The organism is Streptomyces sp. NBC_00557, assembly GCF_036345995.1.
Lineage (GTDB): Bacteria > Actinomycetota > Actinomycetes > Streptomycetales > Streptomycetaceae > Streptomyces.
Window position 1 is genome coordinate 1,549,301 of record NZ_CP107796.1, and the last position, 18,840, is coordinate 1,568,140.

Here is an 18,840-nt window from a genome sequence, read left to right on the forward strand (position 1 = left end):
GTCGTACCTCGGCCCGCCTACGGCCGGTACGGCTCGTGCTCCGTGACCGGTTCGACCGGCTTGCGGAACGCGCGCAGTGCGAACACCGGGTCCGGGCGTGGGCGGTCCTGGTCGGGGAGACGGGCCAGGCGCGCGGCGAACTCCTCGGTGCGCGGATCGCCCGGCGGCAGCTGGGTGAACCAGCCGCGGCGCAGGTCGGCGATGGTGGTGCGGGGGCTGCGGCCCTGGCCGACGCCCCGGAACGAGGCCTCCCCGGCCGGCCGGAGCCCGTGCCGGACGGCGTGCGCGGTGACGGCAGTGGTGTCGTCCCGGGCGGGCCGGCGCGGGCGGGAGGCGAGGACGGCGTCGATGTCGCTGCCGACGTCGTGGGCCGCGGCCTTGTCGACGGTGGTGACGTAGATGCCGCCGGGGCGCAGCACCCGGGCGCACTCGGCGATGACCCCGGCGACGTCCTCGGGGTCCAGGAGGTGCAGCAGCCAGACGCTGGTGACGGCGTGGAAGGTGCCGGCGGGGAACGGCAGGCGGCGGCTGTCGGCCCGTACGACCGCGCCCGGCAGCCGTGCGGCCGCCCTGCGGACCATGGCGGCGGCGAGGTCGGCACCCGTCACCCGCAGCGCGGGGCGGCCGGCGGCCAGGCGGCGGGTGACGATGCCGGTGCCGCAGGCGACGTCGAGGAGACGGCCCGGGGCGTCGGGTATCAGGTCGAGGACGGCATGGGCGGCCGCCGCTGCGCGGGCCTCGCCGCCCCGGGACGCGTCGTAGGCGTCGGCTTCCTTGTCGTAGTCGAGCACGCCCCTCAGTGTGCGCCGTGACCTGGGGCGATGTCCTCCACCCTGCGGGCGAGCGCGAAATCCTTCTCGGTGAGGGCGCCGCCGGCGCTGTGCGTGTGCACGGTGAGGGAGACGGTGTTGTAGCCGAGGGCGAGGTCGGAGTGGTGGTCCAGTTCGTCCTGGACGGCGGCGATGTGCATGACCAGCGCGGCGGCCGCGACGTGCGAGCCGAGGCGGTAGGAGCGGGCGAGCCGGCCGGCGTCGTCGACCGACCAGCCGGGCAGCTCGGCGAGCCGGTCCTCGATCTCCTTCTGCGACAGCGGTTCGACGGCCATGGCCGCGCTCCTTCCCGGTGGTACGGCACGGACTCCCAGCGTGCCACAGCCCTGCCGGGACGGCCCCGGCCGACTCACCCCGGACCGAACAGCCACCCACCGCCCCGAGGCCGTCGGCGAGCCCGGCGCCCCTGGCCCGGCAGGCAGCCGCGCACCCTCGCGTGGTACTGCGCCGCGCCGTCCCTGTCCCACGGCCCGTACATGCGGGCACTCCTCGACTACGGTCGTCGTCATGACCATTGTCGCGACCGGCAAAGCCGCCTCCTGCCCCGCCCCGTCCGACAAGGGCGTCGGCCCGCTGCTGCGCGCCTGGCGGGAGCGGCGCCGGGTCTCCCAGCTGGAACTGGCGCTGCGCGCCGACTCCTCGGCCCGGCACATCAGCTTCATCGAGACCGGCCGGTCCCGGCCGAGCGAGGAGATGGTGCTGCGGCTCGCCGAGCATCTGGACGTCCCCGTGCGCGAGCGCAACTCCCTTCTATTGGCGGCCGGTTACGCCCCGCGCTATCCGGAGACCCCGCTGGACGACCCGGCGCTGGACGCGTTGCGCGACGGCATGGAACGCCTCATCCAGGGCTACGAGCCCTATCCGGCCCTGGTGGTCGACGCCGGTTACACGGTCGTCGCCGCGAACCGGGGCATCGCGATGCTCCTGGAGGGCGTGCCGGAGACCCTGCTGTCGCCGCCCAACGCGATGCGGCTGACGCTGCATCCGCAGGGCCTCGCGCCGCGCATCCGCAATCTGCGCGAGTGGCGGGGGCATCTGCTGGCGCAGATGGAGCGGGAAATCGCGCTGCAGCGCTCGGACCGGCTGCGCGCCCTGTACGAGGAGGTGGCCGCCTACCCGGTGCCCGAGGACGCGCCGGGCGGCGAACCGGCCGAGCCCGTGCCGTACTTCGCACTGCCGCTGCGCATCGAGCACGACGGCCGCGTCCTGTCGTTCGTGTCGTCGATCTCCACCTTCAACACCCCGATGGACGTCACGGTCGCCGAACTCGCCATCGAGACGTTCCTGCCCGCCGACCCGGCCACCGCCAAGTACCTGCAGACACTGGCCGGTTGACCGCTGCCCGGGCCCGCCGTCCGGCTTCCTGCCGCGCCCGCCGGGATCGCCTCGGACCGGTGTGCGAAGCGGGATCGCATGGCAGACTGCCGGGGGTGATCCGGCGCGTGGGGAGGGCGTGGCGTGAGTGAGCGGCGGGCTGCGCCCACGGTGGGCCAGGTGGTGCTCGGGAAACGGCTGCAGGAACTGCGCGAGGCGGCGAACCTCAGCAGGGAGGAGGCCGCCCAGGTCCTCAGGGTGGCGTCGGCGACCGTGCGGCGGATGGAGATGGCCGAGGTCGCGCTGAAGATCCCCTACGTGCAGGTGCTGCTGGACACCTACGGGGTGCCCGAGGAGGAGGCCGCCGCGTTCGTGCGGCTGGCCGAGGAGGCCAACCAGCCGGGCTGGTGGCAGCGGTTCCACGACGTGCTCCCCGACTGGTTCAGCCTCTATGTGAGCCTGGAGGGCGCCGCCCGGATCATCCGCTCCTACGAGCCGCACTTCGTGCCCGGTCTGCTGCAGACCGAGGACTACGCGCGCGCGGTGCTGGAGGCCGGGACGGTCGGGCAGGCCTCGCCGGAGTCCGTGGAGCGGCACGTGTCGCTGCGCATGGAGCGGCAGCGGCTGCTGGACCGGGACGACCCGCCCCACCTGTGGGTGATCATGGACGAGACGGTGCTCAGGCGCCCGGTGAGCATGCGCTCCGGCGTGATGCGCGCGCAGGTGGACCGGCTGCTGGAGTACGCCGGGCGGGACCGGGTCACGCTGCAGATCGCCGAGTTCGCGGCCGGCCCGCATCCGGGGACGTACGCGCCCTTCACGCTCTTCCGGTTCGCCGAACCGGAGCTGCCGGACATGGTGTTCACCGAGTACCTGACCGGCGCCCTGTATCTGGACTCCCGCCGCGAGGTGGCCGCGCACCTCGAGGTGCTGGACCACATGACGGCCCGCGCCGCCTCCGCCCAGCGCACGCTCACCCTGCTGCGGGAGTTCCGGAAGACCTTGTGACACAGGGGCGTTGTGACCGCACGCCCGCACCGACCTCAGGGGGAACAGCATGACCGCTCGCGATGCCACGCCCGCGCCGATCGACACCAGCCGTCCGCACCCCGCCCGGGTGTACGACTGGTGGCTGGGCGGCAAGGACAACTACCCGGTGGACGAGGAACTGGCGCGCAGGATCCTCGCCGTGGACGACACGGTGGTGCGCGGGGCGCGCGCCAACCGGCGGTTCATGCACCGGGCCGTGCGCACGGCGGCCGAGGCAGGGGTACGGCAGTTCCTGGACATCGGCACCGGCATCCCGACCGAGCCCAACCTGCACCAGGTCGCGCAGGGCGTCGCCGCGGAGTCCAGGGTGGTGTACGTGGACAACGACCCGATCGTGCTGCGGCACGCCGAGGCGCTGCTGCGCGGCACCGACGAGGGCAGCACGGACTACGTCCACGCCGACGTCCGCGACCCCGGCACCATCCTGCGACTCGCCGGTGAGACCCTCGACTTCACCCGGCCCGTCGCGCTGTCCCTGGTCGCGCTGACCCATTACCTCGGCGAGCGGGAGGACGACGTGTACGGGCTGGTCGAGCGGTACGTCGACGCGCTCGCCCCCGGCAGCTTCCTGATCCTGTCCCAGGTCACGCAGGATCTGAGCCCGAAGGGTGTGGCCCGGGCAGCCGAGCTGTTCCGCAGCAGCGGCACGCCCTTCCATCCCCGTACGCTCCCGGAGTTCTCCCGCTTCTTCACCGGCCTCGACCTGCTGGGCCCCGGCGTCATCCCGGTGTACGGCTGGCGCCCGGAGCCGGTGGACGTGGCGGCCCAGGCGGAGGGGGTCGTGCCGGTCTACGCGGGCGTGGCGGTCAAGCGCTGAGCCGTACGTCGTCCGCCCGCGCGTCCGGGTGGGGCCGCCGGGGCTCCGGTAACATCGGGCGGCGCGAGCGGACGGTGCCACCGGCGAGCACGGCGGGGGAATGCGGACATGGTGAGGCGGTACGTGGTCGCGCCGGGCGGGCGGTGGGGCGCCCATCCCGACATCGGGTCCGCGCTGCGTGCCGCCGGCAGGCGACCCGGCCCGGCGCGGGTGGAGATCGAGCCGGGCAGTTACCCGGAGCGCCTGATCGTCCGCGGCGAGATCGAGCTGGTCGCGCGCGGCGCACCCGGTTCCGTGGTGCTGAACCCGGCCCGGGGCACGGTGCTGGACGCCGCCGGGTCGGTGACGGTGCGCGGGCTGCGGCTGATCGGACGGGACGCCGACGTCGTCGACGCGCACGCCGGCGCCCTGGTGCTGGACCAGGTGGAGGTCCGGGCCCACGGCGGGGTGTGCCTGCACGCCCGGCGCGACTCCGCAGCCGTCCTGACGGACAGTCACTTCGTCTACGGTCGCGTGCTGTTCGCGGGCGGCACAGGCACGGTGGAGCGGTGCCGGCTCACGGACGCCGCCGACAACGCGCTCGCGGTGACCGAGGGCGGCCGGGTCACGGTGCGCGACAGCCGCATCGAGGCGAGCCGTATCCACGGGGTGCGGGTCTGCGACGCCCGGGCCGAGCTGACGGGGTGCGAGCTGACCGGCACCGGCCGGGCGGCCGTGTGCGCGGACACCCGCGCCGAACTGACCGTCGCCGACTGCGTGATCAGGGCCGTACACGCCGAGGGCGTGCTGTTCATCGAGCAGTCCCGGGGGCTGGTGCGGGGCTGCCGGGTGAGCGACGCCGAGCACGGGGTCGCGGTGACGACCGGCAGCGATCCGGTGGTCCGCGACTGTGTGTTCACCGGCTGCCGGGACACCGGCATCAACGTGCCGGACGGAGGGCGGGGCACGTTCGAGGACTGCGAGGTCCTCGACGCCGGGGCGGTGTCGGTGTTCGCGACCCGGGGTGGCGCGCCGACGGTCACCGGCTGCCGGATCGCCGGGGGCAACGTCGGGGTCGCGCTCGTCGAGCAGGCGCGGGGCCGCTTCTCGCGGATCACCGTCCGGGACCTGACCAACGTCGCCCTGCGGGTGCGGGAAGGGGCCAAGGCCGTCTTCGAGGACGTGCGCGTCGAACGCTGCGCGGCGGGCCTGGAGACGCTGGGCGACACCTCCACCACGGCAGAGCTGACCGGCGGCCGGTTCGACGACTGCCACATGGGGTCGGTGGCCTGCGGCGGCCAGTCGCGGGCCACGGTGCGCCAGGTGACCGCGCGGCGCGGCATCGTGGGCTTCTCCGCCGTCGAGGAGGCCACGCTGCACCTGCACGACTGCCGGGTCGCCGAGATGGGCATGGGGCTGCTCGCCATCGGCAGATCGACGCTGTCCGCGCGCAACCTCGTCGTCGACGGACCCGGGGGACCCGGCCTCGGCGCCATGGACTCCGCGTACCTGGACATCACCGGCACCCGTTTCACCGACTGCGGGAAGGTGGCCGTGTCGGTGCAGGGCATGAGCGCCGGACGGCTGGTGGACTGCAGCGTGACCGGGGCGCCGGGCGGCGTGGCCGTCCAGCACAACGGCCGGGTCGCCCTGATCTCACTCGACTCCGCACTGCGGGTCGAGGAGCAGGCCCCCGAGCCGGCCCCCGCTCCGACGACCGTCGTCAACCACTACAACGCCCCGGTCTTCAACGGCGCGATCCAGCACTCCCAGATCGCCTTCGGCAACAGCCATGTCATCCAGCGGCAGACCACACAGGACGGAGCCGGCACATGACCGACCCCCAGCGGCAGGACGTCTCCGGAGGGCCGGTGTTCCACGGGCCGGTCTCGGGCAGCCAGTTCGCCTGGAACAACGAGACGGTCACCCAGAACCAGCGCAACGACACCGCCGCCGCGCCGGGTTTCGAGGAACTCGTGCGGTGCGTGGGCGCCCTGCTGCGGGAGCTGCCGCGGGCGGGCCTCGCCGCGCAGGACCGGGCGGACGCCCAGGCCGCGGCCGAGGAGGTGCTCGCCGAGGTCACCGGCCCCGACGCCCCCGAGCCTGGCCGGCTGCGCCGGGCCCTGAACGGCCTGAAGGGCGTCCTCGCTCCGGTCGCCACGGGCGCCGCGGCCGGGGCGGAGGCGGGCGCACAGGAGTGGGCGCACGAGGCGATCAGAAACCTCACCGCCCTCATGTGAGCGACAGCGGACGCCCGTTCGCCGGCAGGCGGAAGTCCCCGGGCCGCCGCGCGGGGACTTCCGCCCCGGAAGCGGGGATGCCGCGCCCCGCTGCGGGGCGCGGCATCCGGGGTCGTGCGGGGGTCAGGCCAGCTCGGCCGTCAGCGTGATGGTCGTGCCGGACAGGGCCTGGCTGACCGGGCAGTTCTTCTTGGCGTCCTCGGCGGCGGCGGCGAAGCCGTCCGCGTCCAGGCCCGGCACCTCGCCGCGCACGGTGAGGTGGATGCCGGTGATGCCCTCGCCCGGCTGGAAGGTCACGTCGGCCTTGGTCTCCAGCCGGGTGGGCGGCGTGCCGGCGCCGGCCAGGGCGTGCGAGAGGGCCATGGAGAAGCAGCTGGAGTGGGCGCCGGCGATCAGCTCCTCGGGGCTGGTCTTGCCGTTCGCGTCCTGGGAGCGCGAGGCCCACGTGACCGGCTGCTGCGCGATGCCGGAGGAGTCGAACGTGACGACGCCGTTGCCCTCGAGCAGGTTGCCTTCCCAGACGGTGTGCGCGGTGCGCGTGGTGGCCACGGTGGTTCCTTTCTCGTGGGATCCCGTGACGTGAGGTCCGTAACGGGGTTTTCCGTGCCCCCTATCCGATCACATCCGGGCTCGTCGCACTCCGAAGACGGGCCCACGCGGGGTGAACAGGAGGTGACGCGGGTACCGGTGCGCCGGGCGGGAAGTCCTCGGTCCGGTGCGGCAGGTCGCCGGGTCGTGGGCGTCCGGCCGGGCGGGCGCGGCCGGTTCTCAGGCGGCCCGCTCGTCCTCCGTGCCGCGGGGCTCGGCGTCGGCGGGCTCGGCACCGGCGGGCGCGGGGGCGGGGCGGGCTGTTTCGGTGCCGCCGTCCCCGGTGTCGGTCAGCGGCACCTGGGGGCCGTTCAGCTCGTCCAGCCAGCGGCGCAGTATCCGGTGCACCTGCTCGGCGCCGGCCGGTTCCTCCTCGCCGGCGGCCGGTGCGGACAGCTCCAGCGGCGAGAGCAGGAACGGCCGTGACTGGGCGCCGCCGAGACCGCCGTGCGAGCCGATCTGCTCCTCGAAGGCGAGGACCTCGCCGTCGGCGGGGTCGAACGCGGAGTTCACCATGATGTCGGCGGTGTGCGGGAAGGAGTGGGTGCGGCGGACCGCGTCGGCGGCGCCGGGCCCGAAGCGGGCCAGCGGACCGGGCTGGTCGTCGAGCTCGGCGAGCGGGATCTCGGCGCCGTGAGGGCCCAGCACCACGCCGTCGTGCTCCTCGCTCGCCACCAGCACGAAGCCGATGCCGGGGTGGTTGGCGAGGGTGGTGAGCAGCGCGGGGTGGCGGGCGTCGATCTCCTCCTTGGTCAGGCGGTGCGGCACGTCGGGGAAGGAGACCAGGCCCAGGTTGCCGGAGGCCAGCACGATCGGCTCGGAGCCGCGGGCGGGCCGCTGCTGCTCGCCCTTCTCCTCCACGGGCCGGCGCAGCGCGGCCCGGACGGCGGCCCGTGCCTCGGCGCCGCTGCGGGTGCCTTCGGCGCGGCGCGGCACGTGCAGTCCGCAGCCGGCCCGCACCAGGTCGGCGAGGGTGAGGCCGTAGCGGGAGCGGAAGGTCTCGCCGGGGCTCTGCCCGTGGTCGGAGAGGACGACGATGCGGTACGGCCGGGGGGAGTGTTCGGCGACCCGCTCCAGGAGGGCGAGGCAGCGGTCGAGGCGCTGGAGCACCTTCCCGGCGTCCCGGCTGCAGGGGCCCGAGTGGTGGGCGACCTCGTCGTAGGCGACGAGGTCCGCGTAGACGGCGGTGCGGCCGGCGAGCATGTCGCCCATCACCGCCGCGACGACGACGTCCCGTTCGACGACTGTGGCGAAGGCGCGGACCAGCGGGTAGAGGCCGCCGCGGCTCACCCGGGGGCGCTGTCCGCGGATCCGGGCGCGGACGGACTGGCCGATCTCGCGGGCCACCTCGGCGACGAACGACAGCGCGGTGCGCACGGCGTTGGCGGGGTCGGAGAAGTAGGCGAAGTAACCGGCGCGGGAACGGTTCTCCCGGCCCCGCCGGCGGGCGGCGATGGACAGCACGAGGGCCTGTTCGCCGGCGCCGCCGCTGAAGAGGTTGCCGCGGCTGGCGCCGTCCACGGTGAGCAGCCCGCCGCTGCCCGTGCGCAGCACGGCGCGGCGCTGCAACTCGGCCGCGCTCGTCGGCCGGTTGCACACCATCACCTCCCCGCGGTCCTTCTCGTACCAGCGGAACGCCGGCACGTCGAAAGTGCTGCCGTGCAGGATGCCGAGCTGGCTGGCGCCGGTCTGGCTCGACCAGTCGGTGCGCCAGGGGGTGAGGCGGTGGGTCGGCGTCGGGCTGTCGCCGGTCGGCCGTGTGCCGTCGACGTCGGACCGGTCACCGGTGGACCGTGTACCGTCGACGGCGCACAGGTCGTCCGTCGGCCGTATGCCGTCGCCGGTCGGCCGTATGCCGTCGCCGGTGGACCGTATGCCGTCGCCGGCCGACAGCCAGCGGGCCACCGTCGGCATCAGTCCCTTGCCGACCGCGTCCAGGAGCACGTCGCGGCCGACGCCGTCGAGTTGGACGAAGACCAGGCCGGGCGTGGTGGGGCAGGGCGGGTCGGATCTGCGGCGGCGGGCGGCCAGGCGGTGCAGCCGGCGCCGGTAGGCCTCGTCGTCGCGTACGGCTAGGGCGGCGCCGGTGGCCGACGCCACGGCGGACATCACCGCGGCCACGATGACGGCGGTCTCCGGGGCGGCCTCGCCGTGGCCGGAGGGGTTGATGCGCAGGGCGAGCAGCAGCAGCGAGCCGTTGAGGAAGAAGACCAGCAGGCCGAGTACGAGGGCGGGCACCAGCAGCAGGAGCCTGACCAGCAGCGGCCAGACCACGGCCGACAGCACGCCGAACGCACCGGCGCCGCACGCGGCGGTGACGGCGATGCGGGTGGCGCTGTCGCCGTCGGCGGACTGGAGCCGGAAGTCGGGCAGGACGGCGGCCAGTGCCAGCATGGTGAGGGTGGACACCGCCCATACGGCGATGATCCGTCCGAACTGACCGGCGACCCGCCGCCACCGCACCCCTCGCACGCCTCGTCCACCTCACGTCCCGGCCCTCCCCGCCCGCGCGGTGAAAGGGCCCTCTCCGGCTTCGCCGGCCCACCGGGCCGGGACCCACCTTGTCATACCGGACACGGCACGCCGGGGGCCGTAGTCGGCGTGAGCGGCCCGGCGGACGGTGAGGCCGGGGTGTCAGCGGCCGTCGTAGCCGGCCGTCGGCATGGACAGCCGGCGGTGCACACGGGCCTTCATCTGCGCGTCGTACGACGGCTCGGCCCGCCCGACGGTCTCCACGCGCACGCCGCGGCGCGCGCACTCGGCGGTGAACGCCTCCACCGAGGACAGGGCGCGTCGCAGGACGCGCATGCTGGGCGCGACGAACACGTCCACGCCGGGCCGGACGCCGTCCCACAGGGCGCCGTGGTCGAAGCGCAGTCCGCCGACGAGGAGCTCCCGGGCGATGACGTATCCGCGTTCGGCGGCCCAGCGGGCGCACATGGCGTGCTGGCTGCGGGAGTCGACGAGGAAGGGGTCGGCCTCCAGTTCCTCCAGGGGAGCCAGGCTGGCGATGGCGATGACCCGCACCGGCGCGGATGCGGGCGTGTGGGAGGTACCCCGCGTCTGTCCCATGGCGTCCCCCTCACCTCCGGGTTTCGTCGCCGACCCTACTCCTGCCCGTAGGCTTCGGGGAGTCGCGTGAAGGAGGCGTAGAGGGTGCCGGTGGAGATCACCTGGTGGGGTCACGCCACCTGCACGGTGCGGGACGGGAACATACGTGTGCTCACCGATCCTCTGTTCGCACGCCGGCTGGCGCATCTGCGGCGGCGCCGGGGCGCCCTGCCGCCGGCCGGGGCCCGTGCGGCGGACGTGGTGCTGGTCTCGCATCTGCACGCCGACCATCTGCATCTGCCCTCGCTCGCGGAGCTGGCCCCGGGCACGCGCCTGCTCGTGCCCCGGGGCGCACCACGGGCGGTGCCGGGTCTGCGCCGGCTGCGGCAGCTGCGGGTGACGGAGGTGGCGCCGGGGGACGAGGTGCGGATCGGCGAGCTGCTGGTGCGGGTGGTGCCGGCGCTGCACGACGGGCGGCGGCTGCCGGTGGGCCCGCACCGCTCCCCCGCGCTCGGCTTCGTGGTGGAGGGCGAGGCGCGGACGTACTTCGCCGGGGACACCGGGCTGTTCGACGCGATGGCGGAGCGGGTCGGGCCGGTGGACGTGGCGTTGCTGCCGGTGGGCGGCTGGGGGCCGTATCTCGGCGCGGGACATCTGGACGCGGGGCGGGCGGCGCGGGCGCTGGCGCGGCTGGCGCCGCGGGCGGCGGTGCCGGTGCACTACGGGACGTACTGGCCGATCGGGCTGGACGCGGTGCGGCCGCACGAGTTCCACGCGCCGGGTGACGAGTTCGTGCGGCTGGCGGCGGTGGCGGCGCCCGGGGTGGCGGTGCACAAGCTGGGGCACGGGGAGAGCGTGCGGCTGGAGGTCGCGCGGTGACCTGGCTCGCCGAGGCGTCGAGAGCGGCGACGGCCGAGTCCACGCGGCAGGCGGTGGGCTATCCGTCGCTGTTCCTGCTGGTGCTGATCGGCGCGCTGGTGCCGGTGGTGCCGACGGGCGCGCTGGTGAGTTCGGCGGCGGTGGTGGCGTTCCATCAGACGGCGCCTCTGTCGCTGGTCCTGGTGTTCGTGACGGCGTCGCTGGCGGCGTTCCTGGGGGACGCGGCGCTGTACTGGCTGGGGCGGCGCGGCATGCGGTCCCGGAACGGCTCGCGGTGGCTGGAGGCGATACGGTCCCGGGCGCCGGAGGAACGGCTCGCGCAGGCGCGGGAGAAGCTGGCCGAGCACGGGATCGCGGTGCTCGTGCTGTCCCGGCTGGTGCCGGCCGGCCGCATACCGGTCATGCTGGCCTGCCTCATGGCGGACTGGCCGCTCAGGCGGTTCTCGCGGGGGAACCTGCCCGCGTGTCTGGCCTGGGCGGCCACGTATCAGGTCATCGGGGTGCTGGGCGGGTCGTTGTTCAGGGAGCCGTGGGAGGGGGTCGCGGTGGCGGTGGCGCTGACCGTTCTGGTCGGCGCGGTGCCGGGTGTGGTCCGGCGGTTCCGGTAGCGGCGCCTCAGCCCGACGCCTCCAGCACCCGTGACGCCCCGACCGGCAGGTCCCACAGGTCCTCCCGCTCCAGCCCCGCCTTCTCCCAGGCAGCCCGCACTCTGGTGAGCGGTTCCAGGACGGGCTCCGCCGAGAGGATGAAGGTGCCCCAGTGCATGGGGGCCATGCGGCGGGCGCCGAGGTCGAGGGTGGCCTGGACCGCCTCCTCCGGGTCGCAGTGGACGTCGCTGAGCCACCAGCGGGGGTCGTAGGCGCCGATGGGCATGAGGGCGAGGTCGATGCCGGGATAGCGGCGGCCGATCCGGGAGAACCAGTGGCCGTAACCGGTGTCGCCCGCGAAGTAGAGGCGCTGTCCGCCGGCGTCGGTGAGGACCCAGCCGCCCCACAGGCTGTGGCAGGTGTCGGTGAGGGTGCGCTTGGACCAGTGGTGGGCGGGCACGAAGTCGAAGCGGACGCCGGACAGTTCGGCGCCCTCCCACCAGTCCAGCTCGGTGACGCAGGTGAACCGGCGGCGGCGGAACCAGCGGCCGAGGCCGGCGGGCACGAACACCGGTGTGTCGTGCGGGAGTTGCCGCAGGGTGGGCGCGTCCAGGTGGTCGTAGTGGTTGTGGCTGATGACGACGGCGTCGACGCGGGGCAGGGAGGACCAGGGCACGCCCACGGGGGTGATGCGGGCCGGGGTGCCGAGGATGCGGCGGGACCAGACCGGGTCGGTGAGGACGGTGAGGCCGCCGATCCGCACGACCCAGCTGGCGTGCCCGGCCCAGGTGACGGCGAGGGTGCGGGCGTCGACGCGGGGCAGCGGGGCGGGTGCGCACGGGAGCCGGGGGATGTCGGCCAGGCCCGCCGCGCCGGGACGTACGGCGCCCTCGCGGGCGAAGCGGGCGAGGGCCTTGAGGCCGGGCAGGGGGGCGGTGAGCCGGTCGTGGAAGGTGCGCGGCCAGACGCGGTGTTCGCCGAGCGGGCGGGGCTCGGCCAGCGGGGGGAACGGGGGCGCCAGGGGGTCCTGGACGCCGGCGCCGCGGCTGGGCGCGGCGGTCGCGGTCGCCGTGGCCGGTGCGGCTGTCGCGGTGGCGGTGGCGGTGGCCGTGGCGCTCGCCGGGGTGGTCTCGCTCGCCGGAGCCGTGGGGGGCGCAGGAGTCGTGGTGGAGGCCGGAGTCGTGGTGCTCGTGGGGGTCGTCGGGGCCGGTGCGGGCTCGTGCGTCTCGGGCTCATGCGTCTGCTGCGTCATCGAGGAGGCTCCCATCGCTGAGCGTCGTCGCGGAGATCGTCGAGGACCGACGTCAAGGAGGTCAACGCGCGTTGCACGTGTGGCAGTTCCAACGGCGCGGGTGAGGTGAGGCATTCCATGCGTTCGTCGTCCGTGCTTCCCAGCAGGGGGCCGGTGGCGAGGCGTACACGCAGCGCCCCGAGGTCGTCGCCGAAGCGGTGGCCGCCGGGCGCGGGCATGCCGAGGCGGGCGGTGAGGAGGTCCTCCAGTTCCTGGGCGTCGCCGATGCCGTGCCCGGCGAGGGGTTCGCGCCACGGCCCGAGGTCGGCGTACAGATGGCGGCCGGCCTGCGGCGGGCGGGCGAGCGCCCCGGCGGCGACGACGGCTGCGTGCGCGGCGGCGGCCACGCGCGCGTGCAGGCGTACGGCGGCCTCGCGGCGCTCGGTGACGGGCGGGGGTTCGTCCAGGGCGTACCCGGCCGCGGCGGCGACGGGTGCGGCGATGCGGGCGCCGAGGGCGGTGAGGATGTCGAGCACGCGCGCGTGGAGGTGCCGTCCGGACTCGGCGGCCGGGAAGCGGGCGACGGCGGCGGGCCAGCCCGGCGGCAGCAGGGAGCCGGCGAGATCGGTGACGACGGTGACCCGGTCGGGCGCCATCTCGGCGGGACTGAGCAGGACGGTGTCCTTGGGGTGGTGCAGGGTGTCGCGCCACGTCTCGTCGCTGACCAGGTGCAGGCCCTCGGCGGTGGCGGCCTCGACGGTCTCGTGGAGCAGTTCGGGCGGGGCCACGGTGGCGGTGGGGTCGTCGGCGACGGACAGCACGAGCAGCCGGGGGTCGCCGCCCTCCGCGCGGACCCGGCGGACGGTCTCCAGCAGGGCGTAGGGGTCGGGGGCGCCGCCGCTCTCGGCGGGGGTGGGCACGTGGTAGGCGGGCCGGCCGAGCACCCGGGCGTACGGCGCCCACCAGGCGGCGCAGGGGCGCGGTACGAGGACGTCGCCGCCGTCCGAGGCGAGCGCGGCGGTGAGGGCGAGCAGCAGCGCGGGGGCACCGGGTCCGGCCGCCACCTGGTCGGGGACGGTGGGCAGTCCGCGCCGGGTCCAGTAGCCGCAGGCCGCTTCGAGGAGCGCGGGGGCGCCGCCGACCGGCTGGGCGTCGGTGCGGCTCGCGGCCGCGGCGAGTACGGCGGTGAGTTCGGGCAGGACCGGGAGGCCGTCGCCGGGGAGCGGCGGGCCGTAGCGGACGGGGCCGTGGCCTTCGGGGTCCGTCCGCCGCATGTCCGCCTCCGCGCGGTCCTCGTGCCGTGTGCCGCCGGTCCGGGCCGGGTGGCCGGGCCGGGCTGTGTCCTGGTGTGCTGCCGTGTGCGATGGGGGGTGGGTCGGGCTGGGGGTTCCTTCGCGTCGGTGGTGGCTCGATGGTGAGCTGTGGAGTCCGTCGGTGCGAGGGCCTGCCGGTGCCCTCGGGAGGGTGTGTACCCGCGGGGCGGCACTCCAAGGGCGTGCCGGACGTTGTCCGGGTCACACGTCCGCTGACCTGCCCACGGAGGCGCGCCAGCGGCCGTACAGGCGGTAGCCGGCCCCGCCGCAGGCCGCGGCGATGAGCGTGGCGCCGGCGGCGAGGGCCGGGACCGAGTCGGTGAAGCTGCCGCCGGTACCGGCCTCGACCCCGTACTGCACGGTGGGCGGCTCGGCGTCGGGGCACGGTCTGGGGCCGGTGCAGCCGCGGCCGTCGCCATGGCCCGGGCCGACACCGTCGTGGCCGGGTCCCACGCCGTCGTGGCCGGGTCCCACGCCGTCGTGGCCGGGTCCCACGCCGTCGTGGCCGGGTCCCACGCCGTCGTGGCCGGGTCCCACGCCGTCGTGGCCGAGGCTGAGGCCGTCGTGGCCGGGGCTGAGGCCGTCGCGAGTCGGTGCGACGCCGTCGTGGCCGGGGGCGATGCCCTGCGGGGACGGGAGATAGGGGTCACGGCCGGCGGCGAGGCCCGGGAAGGACGGAGAGGACGGAGCTACCTGAGAGGGCTGGACAGCCTGTGGGGGCTGAGGTGGTTGCGCCAGACCGAAACCGCCGCTCGGAGCGGCGCCCGGGGCCCAGCCCTCGCGGGTCGGCGTGACTCCCTGGAGGCTCGGGGCCCCCTCCCCACGGCCCGGAAAGGCGGGGTCGTAGCTCGGTGCGGCGGCGCCGTCGGGGACCGCTGCCAGGCCGCCCGGGACCGCGGCCGGGTCGCCCGGGACCGCGGCCGGAGCGCCGGGGAGCGCGCACTGCTGCGGTGCGGCGCACGGGCCGGGGACCCCCTCCGTGGTGGCGGTCTGCGCCGCGGGCGGGGCGCCGGGATCGATGTCGGCGGCTGCGGCGGGCCCCGCCACGGCGAGCACGGCACCGGCGGCGAAGGCGACGGACAGGGCACGGGCGGTGCGGCGGCGCATGGGGAGGGCTCCTCGGGAGGCACGGCGGTCGGCGGTGGTAGAGGTGGCGGGCGGTACGCGGGACGCCGGTACGGCGGCACCTCGGGCACCGCCTCCGGTAGGACGGATACGGCGGTGCGCGGGCACTGCCCTGCGGGCGTCGCTGGTACGGGGCACGGGCGTGCCCTCGCTGCCATCACAGCCCGCGCTGCGGCGCGGCGCGCGCGGCCGGGCCCCATTCGCGGGACGGGGACGTCCAGCCGGGTGACGCGCGCAGCCCGCCCGTTTCGGCCCCGGCGTACACCGTTGCAGTTCCAGGCCCGGCGCCGCTCGCCGCTCCCTGGAGCCCCCGTCTGCACCCCTTCGGGGAGGTTTTCCGTCTCCCGTGCAGGTGACTCGGTGTGTGCTGACCGGATCGTCCGCTCGCACCCCATCGGGGAGGTCCCTTCATGAGCACCAAGGTCTCCGACCACATCCTGGAGCGCCTGCGCGCCTGGGGCGTGGAACAGGTCTTCGGGTATCCAGGCGACGGCATCAACGGGCTGCTCGCGGCGTGGGGACGTGCCGAGGACCGGCCGCGGTTCATCCAGTCGCGGCACGAGGAGATGTCCGCGTTCGAGGCCGTCGGGTACGCGAAGTTCAGCGGCCGCATCGGGGTGTGCGCGGCGACCTCGGGACCGGGCGCCATCCATCTGCTCAACGGCCTGTACGACGCGAAACTCGACCATGTGCCGGTGCTGGCGATCGTCGGCCAGACCAACCGGACCGCGATGGGCGGCTCCTACCAGCAGGAAGTCGACCTGCACACCCTGTACAAGGACGTCGCCTCGGAGTTCGTGGAGACGGTGACGGTGCCCGAGCAGCTGCCGAACGTGCTGGACCGGGCGATCCGCACCGCCTACGCCCGGCGCTGCCCCACCGCGATCATCATCCCCGCCGACGTGCAGGAGCTGGACTACTCGCCGCCCACGCACGAGTTCAAGATGGTGCCCTCCAGCATGGGCATGAGCGAGTACACCATGACCCCGACGGACGAGGCGCTGCGCCGGGCGGCGGACGTGCTCAACGAGGGCGACAAGGTGGCGATCCTGATCGGCCAGGGCGCGGCCGGCGCGGTCGCGGAGGTACAGGAGATCGCCGAACTGCTCGGCGCGGGCGTCGCGAAGGCGCTGCTCGGCAAGGACGTGCTGAGCGACGAACTGCCGTACGTCACCGGGCCGATCGGGCTGTTGGGCAGCCGGCCGTCGTACGAGCTGATGCGGGACTGCGACACGCTGCTGACGATCGGTTCGTCGTTCCCGTACACCCAGTTCATGCCGGACTTCGGCAAGGCGCGCGGGGTGCAGATCGACATCGACCCGCACATGATCGGCATGCGTTTCCCGTACGAGGTGAACCTGGTCGGCGACGCGAAGGCGACGCTGCGGCGGCTGATCCCGCTGCTGAAGACCGACCGGGGCGGGCGCGAGTGGTACGACACGGTGTGCGCGAACGTCAAGCGCTGGCACGAGACGATGGAGCGGCGGGCCCATCTGTCGGCCGACCCCGTCAACCCCGAGTACGTGGCGCGGGCGCTGGATCCGCTGCTGCCGGACAACGCGATCCTGACGTCCGACTCCGGGTCGGTCGCCAACTGGTACGCGCGGCACATCACGATGCGGCCGGGCATGCGCGGTTCGCTGTCGGGCACGCTGGCGACGATGGGGCCCGGTGTGCCGTACGCGATCGGCGCGAAGTTCGCGCATCCGCACCGGCCGGTGTTCGCGCTGGTCGGCGACGGGGCGATGCAGATGAACGGCCTCGCGGAGATGATCACGGCGGCGAAGTACAAGGACCGCTGGTCGGATCCGCGGCTGGTGGTGGCGGTCTGGAACAACCATGACCTGAACCAGGTGACGTGGGAGATGCGGGCGATGGAGGGCTCGCCGTCGTTCCTGCCGTCGCAGGAGATCCCGGACGTGCAGTACGCGGCGTTCGCCCGGTCGCTCGGTCTCACCGGCATCCGGGTGGAGAAGCCGGAGGGCGTGGAGGCGGGCTGGCGCGCGGCGCTGGAGGCCGACGGTCCGTGCGTGATCGAGTTCCTCACCGATCCCTCCGTGCCGCCGATCCCGCCGCACGCCACCTGGGAGCAGATGGAGGCGACGGCCTCGTCGATCCTGAAGGGCGACGCCGAACGCAAGTCGATGATCAAACAGGGACTGAAGGCGAAGGTGCAGGAGTTCCTGCCCGGCAAGGACAAGAGCTAGCGCCCTGGAGGAAGACATGCAGCGAGGCAGTGACCGGCTCAACGTCCACCGGGACGACGAGATGAAGCACGAGCTGAAGGGACTGCTGAGGTCCGGGCATCCGACGCGGGTCGAGGAGTGGCACGACCCGGAACCGGCCGCGGACGACGACCCGGAGGTGTGGAGCGGACCCGTGGGCGGCCTGGGCGCGCCGGCGTCGCTGGAGCGGGTGCGCTCGGAGCTGGCCCGCACCCTGAGCCGGGGTTCCTTCCCGGCGACCGCGCGGGACCTGGCCCGGATGCTCCGCCGGCAGAACGCGCCCGGCACGCTGGTCGACGCGGTGGCCCGGCTGCCGCAGTCGGCGCGGTACGAGAACGTCCAGCAGCTCGCCGAGGCTCTGGTGGGGGGCGCATGAGGCAGGGCCAGGCGGCCGAGATCGCACAGGGCGCCGCTGTCGACGCCGACGTGGCGACCACCAGGTTCCTGCTGTACGGGCTGTTGCCCGGCTGGTTCGCGCCGGGGCTCGCCGACTGGGCGATGCACCGGCGCACCCGCATCGAGGAGACGGCGGGGACGAAGGAGTCCCTCATCCACGCGCTGATGATGGCCGAGGTCGGCGTGCCGATCATGCTGACTCTGCGCTACCGGGTCAATCCCCGGCTGCTGAGCCTGCTGCTGGCGGGCGCGCTGGTGCACGAGGCGACGGCGTTGTGGGACGTCAGGACGGCCGTCGACAGCGACCGGGAGGTCCGGCCGGTGGAGCAGCACATCCACAGCTTCCTGGAGTCGCTGCCGTTCGGCGCGCTCGCCTCGCTGATGTGCCTGCACGCCGACCAGGTGCGGTCGCTGGTGCGGGGAGGCCGCGGGGACCCGGACGCCTGGCGGCTGCTGCCGCGCCGGCGTCCGCTGTCACCCGGTTATCTGGCGGGCATCGGCCTGGCCGTCGGCCTGTGCGTGGTGCTGCCGTACGGCGAGGAGCTGCTGCGGTGCCGACGGGCCGCACGGAAACGGAAGGGAGATCGGAAGTCATGCGTATCGCGTTTTTGGCGGCACCGGAGGGTGTCGAGCAGGTCGAGCTGACCGAGCCGTGGAAGGCGGCCTCGGACGCCGGGCACGAGCCGGTGCTGGTGTCGACGAAGCCGGGGAAGCTCCAGGCCTTCGACCATCTCGACAAGGGGGACACGTTCGACGTGGACGAGGTGGTGGGCGAGGCCTCGGCCGCCTCGTTCGGTGGTCTGGTGCTGCCCGGCGGGGTGGCCAATCCGGACTTCCTGCGGATGGACGACAAGGCCGTGGCGTTCGTGAAGGAGTTCTTCGAGCGGGGCCGTCCGGTCGCGGCGATCTGTCATGCGCCGTGGACGCTGGTGGAGGCGGACGTCGTACGGGGCCGGGTGCTGACCTCGTGGCCGAGCCTGCGGACGGACATCCGCAACGCGGGCGGCACCTGGGTGGACGAGCAGGTGAAGATCTGCGACCACGGCCCGAACGTGCTGGTCACGAGCCGCAAGCCGGACGATCTGAAGGCGTTCTGCGACGCGTTCGTGCACGTGTTCGCCGGGGATCCCGGCTGAACCGCCGTATCCGGGAGAGAACCGGAAGAGCGAGAGAGAAACGGAAGAGAGGGGGCCGGCCCGTGCGGGCCGGCCCCCT

At 74.4% G+C, this 18,840-nt stretch carries 20 protein-coding genes; 12 read left to right on the forward strand and 8 right to left on the reverse strand.

All coding sequences use genetic code 11. The features are described 5' to 3' along the window. Positions 1 to 17: 17 nt before the first annotated feature. Both OG956_RS06085 and OG956_RS06090 read right to left on the reverse strand, forming a co-directional pair. Positions 18 to 791: a class I SAM-dependent methyltransferase gene (locus OG956_RS06085; RefSeq protein WP_330336907.1), complete on the reverse strand. Its 774-nt coding sequence runs from the start codon at positions 789 to 791 to the stop codon at positions 18 to 20. Between the two features lie 5 nt (positions 792 to 796). Then, positions 797 to 1,105: a 4a-hydroxytetrahydrobiopterin dehydratase gene (locus OG956_RS06090; RefSeq protein ID WP_330336908.1), complete on the reverse strand. Its 309-nt coding sequence runs from the start codon at positions 1,103 to 1,105 to the stop codon at positions 797 to 799. A 232-nt stretch (positions 1,106 to 1,337) separates the two neighbouring features. Between OG956_RS06090 and OG956_RS06095 the strand changes: the two genes are divergently transcribed. The 5 genes from OG956_RS06095 to OG956_RS06115 all read left to right on the forward strand — a co-directional run bounded on the left by OG956_RS06095 (position 1,338) and on the right by OG956_RS06115 (position 6,230). After that, entirely contained in the window at positions 1,338 to 2,165 is an 828-nt protein-coding gene (locus OG956_RS06095; RefSeq protein ID WP_330336909.1) for a helix-turn-helix domain-containing protein, read from the forward strand. A 123-nt stretch (positions 2,166 to 2,288) separates the two neighbouring features. Continuing rightward, positions 2,289 to 3,152, forward strand: a complete 864-nt coding sequence (locus OG956_RS06100) for a helix-turn-helix domain-containing protein (RefSeq protein WP_330336910.1) — start codon at positions 2,289 to 2,291, stop codon at positions 3,150 to 3,152. 49 nt (positions 3,153 to 3,201) lie between these two features. Next, positions 3,202 to 4,011 carry an SAM-dependent methyltransferase gene (locus OG956_RS06105; RefSeq protein WP_330336911.1) on the forward strand — a complete coding sequence of 270 codons (810 nt, stop codon included), beginning with the start codon at positions 3,202 to 3,204 and terminating at the stop codon, positions 4,009 to 4,011. Positions 4,012 to 4,119: 108 nt separating this feature from the next. Further along, positions 4,120 to 5,826 carry a right-handed parallel beta-helix repeat-containing protein gene (locus tag OG956_RS06110; RefSeq protein ID WP_330336912.1) on the forward strand — a complete coding sequence of 569 codons (1,707 nt, stop codon included), beginning with the start codon at positions 4,120 to 4,122 and terminating at the stop codon, positions 5,824 to 5,826. Next, positions 5,823 to 6,230 carry a hypothetical protein gene (locus OG956_RS06115; protein ID WP_330336913.1) on the forward strand — a complete coding sequence of 136 codons (408 nt, stop codon included), beginning with the start codon at positions 5,823 to 5,825 and terminating at the stop codon, positions 6,228 to 6,230. Before OG956_RS06110 ends, OG956_RS06115 begins: the two co-directional genes overlap by 4 nt. 123 nt (positions 6,231 to 6,353) lie before the next feature. On the opposite strand, the gene OG956_RS06120 is transcribed toward OG956_RS06115, so the two are convergent. The 3 genes from OG956_RS06120 to OG956_RS06130 all read right to left on the reverse strand — a co-directional run bounded on the left by OG956_RS06120 (position 6,354) and on the right by OG956_RS06130 (position 9,890). Continuing rightward, positions 6,354 to 6,779, reverse strand: a complete 426-nt coding sequence (locus tag OG956_RS06120) for an OsmC family protein (protein WP_330336914.1) — start codon at positions 6,777 to 6,779, stop codon at positions 6,354 to 6,356. 219 nt (positions 6,780 to 6,998) lie between these two features. Beyond that, positions 6,999 to 9,290, reverse strand: a complete 2,292-nt coding sequence (locus OG956_RS06125; protein WP_330336915.1) for a phage holin family protein — start codon at positions 9,288 to 9,290, stop codon at positions 6,999 to 7,001. A 162-nt stretch (positions 9,291 to 9,452) separates the two neighbouring features. Beyond that, entirely contained in the window at positions 9,453 to 9,890 is a 438-nt protein-coding gene (locus tag OG956_RS06130) for a hypothetical protein (RefSeq protein ID WP_330336916.1), read from the reverse strand. 84 nt (positions 9,891 to 9,974) lie between these two features. Here OG956_RS06130 and OG956_RS06135 point away from each other — a divergent pair, with 84 nt between their 5' ends. Together OG956_RS06135 and OG956_RS06140 are read left to right on the forward strand one after the other, a co-directional pair. Then, complete coding sequence (locus OG956_RS06135) at positions 9,975 to 10,748, forward strand: MBL fold metallo-hydrolase (protein WP_330336917.1); 774 nt, start codon at positions 9,975 to 9,977, stop codon at positions 10,746 to 10,748. Beyond that, on the forward strand, positions 10,745 to 11,356 hold the full coding sequence (locus tag OG956_RS06140; protein ID WP_330336918.1) for a DedA family protein: 612 nt from the start codon (positions 10,745 to 10,747) through the stop codon (positions 11,354 to 11,356). The genes OG956_RS06135 and OG956_RS06140 overlap by 4 nt, the downstream gene beginning before the upstream one ends. A 7-nt stretch (positions 11,357 to 11,363) precedes the next feature. On the opposite strand, the gene OG956_RS06145 is transcribed toward OG956_RS06140, so the two are convergent. The 3 genes from OG956_RS06145 to OG956_RS40205 all read right to left on the reverse strand — a co-directional run bounded on the left by OG956_RS06145 (position 11,364) and on the right by OG956_RS40205 (position 14,239). Continuing rightward, positions 11,364 to 12,587 carry an MBL fold metallo-hydrolase gene (locus OG956_RS06145; RefSeq protein WP_330336919.1) on the reverse strand — a complete coding sequence of 408 codons (1,224 nt, stop codon included), beginning with the start codon at positions 12,585 to 12,587 and terminating at the stop codon, positions 11,364 to 11,366. Continuing rightward, on the reverse strand, positions 12,584 to 13,840 hold the full coding sequence (locus OG956_RS06150; RefSeq protein ID WP_330336920.1) for an aminotransferase class I/II-fold pyridoxal phosphate-dependent enzyme: 1,257 nt from the start codon (positions 13,838 to 13,840) through the stop codon (positions 12,584 to 12,586). Before OG956_RS06150 ends, OG956_RS06145 begins: the two co-directional genes overlap by 4 nt. A gap of 240 nt (positions 13,841 to 14,080) precedes the next feature. After that, positions 14,081 to 14,239, reverse strand: coding sequence for a hypothetical protein (locus OG956_RS40205; RefSeq protein ID WP_443065535.1), 159 nt, complete (start codon positions 14,237 to 14,239; stop codon positions 14,081 to 14,083). A gap of 57 nt (positions 14,240 to 14,296) precedes the next feature. Between OG956_RS40205 and OG956_RS40210 the strand changes: the two genes are divergently transcribed. The 5 genes from OG956_RS40210 to OG956_RS06175 are packed head-to-tail and all read left to right on the forward strand — an operon-like array spanning position 14,297 to position 18,761. Continuing rightward, the gene (locus OG956_RS40210) at positions 14,297 to 15,418 is read left to right on the forward strand and encodes a hypothetical protein (RefSeq protein WP_443065536.1); all 1,122 of its coding nucleotides are present in this window, start codon (positions 14,297 to 14,299) and stop codon (positions 15,416 to 15,418) included. Beyond that, positions 15,415 to 17,211 (forward strand): thiamine pyrophosphate-requiring protein, encoded by a 1,797-nt coding sequence (locus OG956_RS06160; protein ID WP_330336922.1) that lies wholly within the window; start codon positions 15,415 to 15,417, stop codon positions 17,209 to 17,211. The genes OG956_RS40210 and OG956_RS06160 overlap by 4 nt, the downstream gene beginning before the upstream one ends. 16 nt (positions 17,212 to 17,227) lie before the next feature. After that, complete coding sequence (locus tag OG956_RS06165) at positions 17,228 to 17,605, forward strand: DUF2795 domain-containing protein (RefSeq protein ID WP_330336923.1); 378 nt, start codon at positions 17,228 to 17,230, stop codon at positions 17,603 to 17,605. After that, positions 17,602 to 18,270, forward strand: a complete 669-nt coding sequence (locus OG956_RS06170; RefSeq protein ID WP_330336924.1) for a diguanylate cyclase — start codon at positions 17,602 to 17,604, stop codon at positions 18,268 to 18,270. The genes OG956_RS06165 and OG956_RS06170 overlap by 4 nt, the downstream gene beginning before the upstream one ends. Further along, complete coding sequence (locus OG956_RS06175; RefSeq protein WP_330336925.1) at positions 18,219 to 18,761, forward strand: type 1 glutamine amidotransferase domain-containing protein; 543 nt, start codon at positions 18,219 to 18,221, stop codon at positions 18,759 to 18,761. The genes OG956_RS06170 and OG956_RS06175 overlap by 52 nt, the downstream gene beginning before the upstream one ends. Positions 18,762 to 18,840: the final 79 nt, after the last annotated feature.